Raw genomic sequence first — 8159 nt, 5'->3', positions numbered from 1 at the left:
AGGTAAAACAAGTTGCAGACAGTCCTAAAATTAATGTCAACCACTTACAAGCTGGAATCTATCTTGTAAAAATATTTACAGACAACGGACAAATTACTAAAAAAATTATTGTTGAATAATTACAACAATTATTATTTAGTCTTTTAATTGCCAAAAAAGCTCAATGTAAAGTTTGAGCTTTTTTTTTATGCTTTTTATTAAAATATACAAGTTGTAACCAAATGTAAAAATCTTCAAATTCTCAAAATGCTTTGTAAGTGTGTGTGTGTGTGTGTAAAGCATTCAAAAACTTAACAAATAATTACATCATTGAAAGTTTATCTTTATAGTCCTTCATAAGTTGATGTCATTTTATTTGATTAATTTTAGATACTAATCGCTAGTATCATTTAAATGAAACGATTTTATATTGCTGTTATATTTTTTTACGGAATAAGCTCTATTACAGCTCAAAACGACAACTTTTATTTCAAACAAATTACAGTAAACGAAGATTTTTCACCAAACAATGTCGTTAGTGTGGCTCAAGATAGTACAGGCTATCTTTGGATTGCTTCAAGAGATGAATTATTGCGTTATGATGGTAGTAGTTTTAAAAGATTCTACAAACAGTTTGACGCGATTACAAAACCCAATATGAAAACTTTGGGCAAAGTGTATATCGATCATGAAAATAATCTTTGGATTATTTCAAAAGATGGCATTTTAGAAAAATTCAATCGTATTTCAGAAATTTTTATTCCTATTAGAAATATAAAACACGCTAGTTCAATATATCAAGATTCAGAAAACGATACTTGGATAGGGACTTATGGGGATGGTCTTTATAAAATAAGTTCAAATAAAAAAGATACAATTCATATTGACAAAAATTTTCAAGATGACATTTATGACATTATTGAGGCAGAAGACAGACATTCCATACTTTTTACTAGTGGAACTCGTATTATCGAAATGGATAAGAAATCCTTAAACTATCGAGTCTTGCCCATAACAGATAAGAATCTATATAAGGGCAGTTTTAATTGTTTGTCCATATCAAAAAAAGGAACTATTTGGGCTGGCTCTTATGACGATGGTTTGTTTTATAAGCCTAAAGGACAACATGAATTTAAACCCTATAAATTACCTAAAAAAAATATAAATACGCCAACAGTTACTATACAAAAACTATTTGTAGATCATTTAGATAGATTATGGATGTCTACGTTTTATAATGGCGTGTTTTTAATTGATAATGAAACAGTAAAACATTTTAATAACAAACAGATTAATACCTCTACTACCATTTTAACTAGTGTATATGAGATTTATCAAGATAAATCTCATGTCATTTGGTTTGGTATTGGAGATGGAAGCTTGAGCTATTATGATGAAAAACTTATAAAGTTTAATAAGCTTGCTGGCAACCCTACTAGTGACAGTGATTTTTTAAGTGAAATTTACGCCATTGAAAAACACAACAACTCTCTGTACTTTGGAGCAGCAAATGGCATAAACATTTATAATTTCGATACTGAAAGCTGGACACATATTAATAAAGAAAACTCTAACTTATCATCAAATGTAGTAACCGATTTTTGTTATATCGATAATGCTATTTGGATTGCCTTAAATAAAGGAGGTTTGAATATATTAAATAAAGATAATACCATTAACACATTTAACACTACAAGCAAAACACCTTTAAATGCTACTACTATTTGGTCAATAATTAAAGATTATAAAAATAGGGTTTGGTTAGGTACCAGAGAAAATGGGCTAATTCAATTTGATAGAAACTTAGGAATCATAAATCAATATAAAAATGTTTTTAAAGATTCAGATAGCCTATTTATTAATAATGGCAGAATTCTTATTGAAGGGAATCAAGGAGATTTGTGGATAGGAACTGAAGCTAATGGTATTTTTAAATATAATCCAGATTCAGGAGAAACTAAAAGTTTTAAAAATGATATTTTAAAAAATCCTATTAGATCGTTATACTACGACAAAGAAAAGAATAGACTTTGGATTGGAAGTTATCAAGGAGGTTTAAGCATTTTAGACATAAATACAGATACACTGTACAGCTATTCGATGAAAGATGGTTTAGCTAGCAACTCAGTTTCAGGCATCTTACCTGGTGTTGAAAATACCATGTGGATTAGTAGCGAGCGAGGTTTGGCTAAAATAGACCTATCCATAGATTTTAAAATAACTGATTTTGTAAATTATAACATACAAAACAACTTACAAAGTTTAATATTTAATGAAGGTGCATGTTATAAAGATGCCAATGGGTTTTTATATTTTGGAGGTATGAATGGTGTGAATTGGTTTAATCCTTCACAAATACGTCAAAACACTTACAAACCCCCTACAGTAATCTCTAAAGTAGAAGTATTTAACAAAGAAGTACCTTTTATTCAAAATCGTACCTTTAAATATTCCGAAAACAACTTGTCTTTTACGTTTTCGGCACTTCAATTTTCATATCCAGAACATAACATGTATAAGTATAGACTTAAAAATCATGATGATACATGGATTGATACAGGAACCAGAAACACAATTAGTTTTGCTAATTTATCTCCTGGAAACTACACATTTCAAGTAAAATCTGCAAATTATGATGGTATCTGGAGTGATACTCCAGTAAGTTATAAGTTTACAATTGCACAACCTTGGTATTTTAACACTTGGGCTAAAAGCATCTATTTACTATTATTCTGTTTAAGCATATACATGATTTATAGATATTTTAAATGGCGTTGGAATATGAAATTAACACTTCAAAATGAGCATGCAGAAACCGAAAGATTAAAAGAATTAAGCGATTTTAAAACGAAAGTTTACACCAATATTGCTCACGAATTCCGTACGCCTTTAACCTTAATTTCTGGTCCTATTGAAAAACGCTTAGAGTCTGTTGACCTTTCCGATACCGATAGATTAGAATTTGGAATGATTCAACGGAATGCCCATAGATTACTTAATTTAATCAATCAGTTATTGGATCTATCAAAAGTTAAAACCAAATATTTAAAGTTAAAAGTAGCTCAAGACAATTTGGGGTTATTTTTAAAATCTTTGGGAGCTTCATTCGAATATCAAGCAGCACAACAAAAAATAGACTACATCTTGACAATCGAAACTTTTAAAGATGCTTGGTTTGACAGAGATGTTATAGAAAAAATAGTTACCAATTTACTCTCCAACGCTTTTAAATATACACCAAAACAAGGTTGCATTCTATTTAAAGCATCAGCAGTAAACAACCACTTGCAAATCCTTGTTGAAAATAATGGCATTCAACTAACAGAAGTACAGTTAGAAAATATCTTTGATCGGTTTTATCAAATTAATGAACAGTCAGAAGGTGTCGGACTTGGTTTATCCTTGGTAAAAGAACTTGTGTCACTTTATAAAGGTACTATTTCAGTTAGCAACACTCAAAACAACAATATCGTTTTTACTGTAACCTTACCATTGTTAAAAACTCATTTCCAAGAAGAAGACATAGTTGAAACAGCTTTAAGTACACAAATAAAATTAGAATCTTTCAATGATAAAAAGACTCAAAAAACTGCAAGTTGGAATCAATTAGAATTACCAATTTTGTTAATTATTGAAGACAATCAAGATATTAGAACCTTTGTAAAATCGGCATTTATTGATAATTTTCAAGTATTTGAAGCTGAAAATGGGAAAACAGGTTTAGAGCTAGCAATAGAAATTATACCAGATATTATAATTTCAGATGTTATGATGCCTTTGGTCGATGGATTTCAATTAACATCGCAATTAAAACAAGATGATAGAACCAGTCACATTCCTATTATATTATTAACAGCTAAAGCCGAAGAAACAGCTAAAACAATTGGTTTAGAAACAGGAGCTGACGATTATATAACCAAGCCCTTTAAGTTAAAGCTTTTAGAAATTAAGGTTAGAAACCTAATGAATTTAAGAGAAAAACTCCAACAACGTTACAGTCAAGAGTTAGTATTAAAACCTAAAGACATGGTTGTTTCAGATTTTGATGGAAAATTCATTAAGAAACTAAAAATGGTTTTAGATGAAAGCCTGACCGAATCATCATTTAGTGTAGAAGATTTTAGTAATGCTTTGCAAATGAGTCGTATGCAGCTTCACCGAAAATTAAAAGCACTTACAGGCTTATCTGCTACAGAATTTATTCGTTCTCAACGTTTAAAACTAGCTGTCACTTTACTTCAAAACAGCGAAGCTAATATATCTGAAATAGGTTATTCTGTAGGATTTAACGATCCGTCATACTTCACCAAATGCTTTAAAGAAGCCTATGGTTGTTCTCCCTCAGAATACACATCAAAATAACCTTAAAACACTAATATTAACTTCTTCCATAACATCTTAAAAACCACAAATTCAACCTATAAATATCAGATGTTACATCTGTTATAGTGTTTGTTACATGTGTTTTACTTCAACTTAACAATAGTTTTTACTTTCACAATCATAGAGTTTTTTACTAATAAATAATTTGTATGAAACATACAAAGTATGAAGCTAATCTTGAAGGTGTTTTAGAAAAAAATATTTTTCTAAATGTGAATCTATTGAAAAAAGGAACCTATAAATTAAATATTGTTCACAAAAAAAAGATCATAAAAAGTATTCATTTTACTAAAGAATAAAAACAAACTAATTCAAATGTATTAATACAAATCCAAAAATCATGAAAATTCCAAAACAAGTATTCTCAGTTATAATTTTATGTCTTTTTATTATCACTTCCTGTTCAAGTGATGATGACAATTCAGATTCTCAACCACCACAACCAACTACCATAGAATTATTAACCTCAGGTAAATGGTATTTCGAATCTAAAACACCTGGCATGTATACATCATGTGAAAAAAAAGGTTACATCCAGTTTAAGACCAATGGTGATCTTATATTAAACTCCTTCGATGATGGCTCTGGTTCTTGCGAATCTTTAGGAGCAGTTACAGCTGCATACACCTTAACAAGTAATGTAAACCTCACACTAGTATTTGGACCAGACAGCCAATCTGCAGTAATAAATTCCATTTCTACAAACGAACTTAAAGTTTCAAATTCTGATACTGGTGAAAATTTAGTTTTTGATAAAACTGAAGGATAATCGTTTTACTAATTGAATTAACAAATTCCAAAAACAAAATCATGAAAACAAAATTTTTAATTTTACTCGCTTTACTTTTTTCAGTAATCAGTTTCGCCCAACAAGGCATCAATTATAAAGCAGTTATTAAGGATAATTCGGGCAATGTAGTTGCCAATCAAACTGTAACCATACAATTTTCAATATTGAAAGGTGCAGAACAAAACAACCAATACACAGAAACGCACAATCCAACAACCGACAACAATGGTATTGTAATAGTAAATATTGGAGAGGGTACTTTAGTTAACGGAAATTATGCAACCATAAATTGGGGAAGCGAGGACCATTTCTTGAAAGTCGAAGTAGATACAGGTTCTGGATTTGAGAACATGGGAACCACAGAATTTAAAGCGGTTCCTTATGCGCTCAATGTTACAGGTTTGGAAGCTATAGATGAAGGGAACGGGAGAGGTTGGCGATTAAAAGGACGTACTCCTAATCTTTATGGCAATATTGGTAATGGAGCCATAGATTTGAGTTTCAGTGGATCGCCCTCATTAACCCATGGTGCAACAGAAAGTTATTCCACCGCCATGGGATATTCTACGGAAGCATCAGAATATGCTTCCACCGCCATGGGATCTCGTTCAAAAGCAACAGAAATTTATTCCACCGCCATGGGATATTTTACGGAAGCATCAGGAATAGCTTCCACCGCCATGGGAAGTGATACAAAGGCTTCTTCGTATGCCTCAACAGCCATAGGAAAGTTTAATATTGGTGGAGGAATAGCTGATGTCTGGCTACCAACAGACCCATTATTTGAAATAGGAAATGGGGATTTTTTAACATCTTCAAACGCATTGACCGTTTTAAAAAATGGCACTATTACAGCACCATCACTAACAAATGCGCTTATTACTTTAGCAGGAAACAAAGCATTAATTACTAAAGAGTACTTTGACGCGAATGAACTAACAAGCATTAACGACTTAACAGATGGCAAATCCGATGCAAATGGTTCGTCCGTATTTCTTGGTCTGGATGCAGGATTAAATGATGATGGTAATAATGGAAATGTAGGCATTGGTTATCAGGCGCTTGCTTCCAACACCACAGGCAGCCAGAATACTGCCAACGGACATGATGCGCTTTCTTCCAACACTACAGGAAATTCCAATACCGCCAACGGACTTGGTGCGCTTTCTTCCAACACTACAGGTGGCTTAAATACTGCCAACGGAAGTTATGCGCTTACTTCCAACACCACAGGTGACTTTAATACTGCCAACGGAGTTAATGTACTTTCTTCCAATACCGCAGGTAATTTTAATATTGGCAACGGATATCGAGCACTTTTCTCCAACACCACAGGTGGCTTTAATACTGCCAACGGGAGTTATGCGCTTAGTTTAAACATCACAGGAAATAATAATACTGCAGTCGGAAATAGATCAGGTTATAATATAAAAGGAAGTGGTAATGTAACCATAGGTAATGACGCGGGGTATTATGAAATCGGGTCTAATACATTATATATTGATAACTCATCTGCCAATGCCAACAATGCACTTATCTATGGTAGGTTTGATACAGATTTCTTACGTTTTAATGCAAATGTTGCAGTAAAGGGAACCCTTAATTTAAACGAAAATACCACAGGCGAAGGTGTTGCTTTAAGGGTTCAAGGTGACGAAGCTTTATGGTATAATGGCACCTATTTTAGTTATGGTTTTGGTGGTTCAGCTAATTTTTTTGCCGATAATGTTGGTATTGGTATTACCAATCCAAATGCACAATTAGATGTCAATGGTAATATAGAATATACAGGTACTTTAACGGATGTGTCCGACAGACGCCTAAAAGAAAACCTTAACCCAATTACTAATGTTTTAGGGCAACTGCAAAATATAAAAGGCTATACCTATAACATGAAAGACGATGTCACAAAAAAACGCGAATATGGCGTTATCGCCCAAGATGTGCAAAAAGTATTCCCAGAAATGGTAAGCATTATAGATGATAAAGACCATTTGGGCGTAAGCTATGTACAACTTATTCCTGTGTTGCTGGAAGCGATTAAGGAGCAGCAAAAAATTATAGACCAACAAAACTCAAAAATCAATGGTTTGTCCGCAGAATTAACAGAAAAGGATATAGCCTTATCCCAATTTGATAAACGTTTAAAACAACTGGAAACACAAATTAAAACTTCAAACCAATGAAACCAACAGTAACATTAATTCTCGCATTACTCATTTCAGCAATAAATTTCGCCCAAAATAGTATAAACTATAAAGCCATAATAAAAGATACTAATGGCAATGTGGTTGCTAACGATTTAATAGTCGTCCAATTTGCAATTCTAAAAGGCTTAGCTCAAACCAACGTCTATCAAGAAACTCAGTCGCCAACTACCAATGCCAATGGAATGATGATTGTAAACATAGGTGAAGGCACGACATCTGATGATTTTTCAGCTATAAATTGGGGCAGCGATGATCATTATTTAAATGTACAAATCAATACAGGTTCTGGGTTGATTGATATGGGCACCACACAATTTATGGCAGTACCATATGCATTATCGTCTGGTGATAATTATTGGTCTAAAAACGGAGAAAAGATCTACACTTTAAACAATAATACGGGAATAGGGATAGATGACCCTCTAGCTAAATTAGATATTTTAGGAGGTAATTGGAATTTGATGCAGGGAACCCAGGGGATTTAAGAATTGGAAATCCTACCAATAACTTCCGAATTGGAATTGCTACAGGTGGTGGCGGAGTTGGGATTACTAGAATGTATACCAATAGCAATTCCTTAATTCTAGGGGTTAATAATGCGCCTGCATTAATGATAGAGCAAAATGGAAGTATTATTGCACCAGCTCTTACTAATACCCTTATTAATGATGCTGGAGATAAGGCTTTGGTAACTAAAGAATATGTTGATGCAAATGCTTCTGCTAATGCATCTGCAGCTAAATTTTATACAAATACACATATTGTAGAATATTCATGTGGTATATAATATAATTTAA

General features: G+C 32.5%; 7 protein-coding genes. All 7 read left to right on the top strand.

What is annotated here, in order from left to right:
- A partial coding sequence (locus ACI5KZ_RS06370; protein ID WP_406847238.1) for a T9SS type A sorting domain-containing protein occupies nt 1-119 on the top strand: 119 nt, incomplete at its 5' end.
- A 274-nt stretch (nt 120-393) separates the two neighbouring features.
- On the top strand, nt 394-4341 hold the full coding sequence (locus ACI5KZ_RS06365) for a two-component regulator propeller domain-containing protein (RefSeq protein ID WP_406847235.1): 3948 nt from the start codon (nt 394-396) through the stop codon (nt 4339-4341).
- Nucleotides 4342-4511: 170 nt separating this feature from the next.
- Complete coding sequence (locus ACI5KZ_RS06360) at nt 4512-4661, top strand: hypothetical protein (RefSeq protein ID WP_165815855.1); 150 nt, start codon at nt 4512-4514, stop codon at nt 4659-4661.
- 41 nt (nt 4662-4702) lie between these two features.
- Entirely contained in the window at nt 4703-5131 is a 429-nt protein-coding gene (locus tag ACI5KZ_RS06355; RefSeq protein WP_109310217.1) for a lipocalin family protein, read from the top strand.
- A gap of 41 nt (nt 5132-5172) precedes the next feature.
- Nucleotides 5173-7338 (top strand): tail fiber domain-containing protein, encoded by a 2166-nt coding sequence (locus ACI5KZ_RS06350; protein WP_406847234.1) that lies wholly within the window; start codon nt 5173-5175, stop codon nt 7336-7338.
- Nucleotides 7335-7847, top strand: coding sequence for a hypothetical protein (locus ACI5KZ_RS06345; RefSeq protein WP_109310219.1), 513 nt, complete (start codon nt 7335-7337; stop codon nt 7845-7847). The genes ACI5KZ_RS06350 and ACI5KZ_RS06345 overlap by 4 nt, the downstream gene beginning before the upstream one ends.
- Nucleotides 7814-8149, top strand: coding sequence for a hypothetical protein (locus ACI5KZ_RS06340; protein WP_109310220.1), 336 nt, complete (start codon nt 7814-7816; stop codon nt 8147-8149). Before ACI5KZ_RS06345 ends, ACI5KZ_RS06340 begins: the two co-directional genes overlap by 34 nt.
- Nucleotides 8150-8159 lie beyond the last annotated feature (10 nt).

The organism is Xanthomarina sp. GH4-25 (assembly GCF_045363175.1).
Lineage (GTDB): Bacteria > Bacteroidota > Bacteroidia > Flavobacteriales > Flavobacteriaceae > Xanthomarina.
Note: the sequence above shows the minus strand (reverse complement) of the source record. Positions and strands in the feature narration are given on the sequence as shown.

What these genes read in the sequence shown, in the direction of transcription:
- ACI5KZ_RS06365 (WP_406847235.1), top strand. Translation starts at nt 394, where the DNA reads ATGAAACGATTTTATATTGCTGTTATATTTTTTTACGGAATAAGCTCT.
- ACI5KZ_RS06345 (WP_109310219.1), top strand. Translation starts at nt 7,335, where the DNA reads ATGAAACCAACAGTAACATTAATTCTCGCATTACTCATTTCAGCAATA.
- ACI5KZ_RS06355 (WP_109310217.1), top strand. Translation starts at nt 4,703, where the DNA reads ATGAAAATTCCAAAACAAGTATTCTCAGTTATAATTTTATGTCTTTTT.
- ACI5KZ_RS06360 (WP_165815855.1), top strand. Translation starts at nt 4,512, where the DNA reads ATGAAACATACAAAGTATGAAGCTAATCTTGAAGGTGTTTTAGAAAAA.
- ACI5KZ_RS06350 (WP_406847234.1), top strand. Translation starts at nt 5,173, where the DNA reads ATGAAAACAAAATTTTTAATTTTACTCGCTTTACTTTTTTCAGTAATC.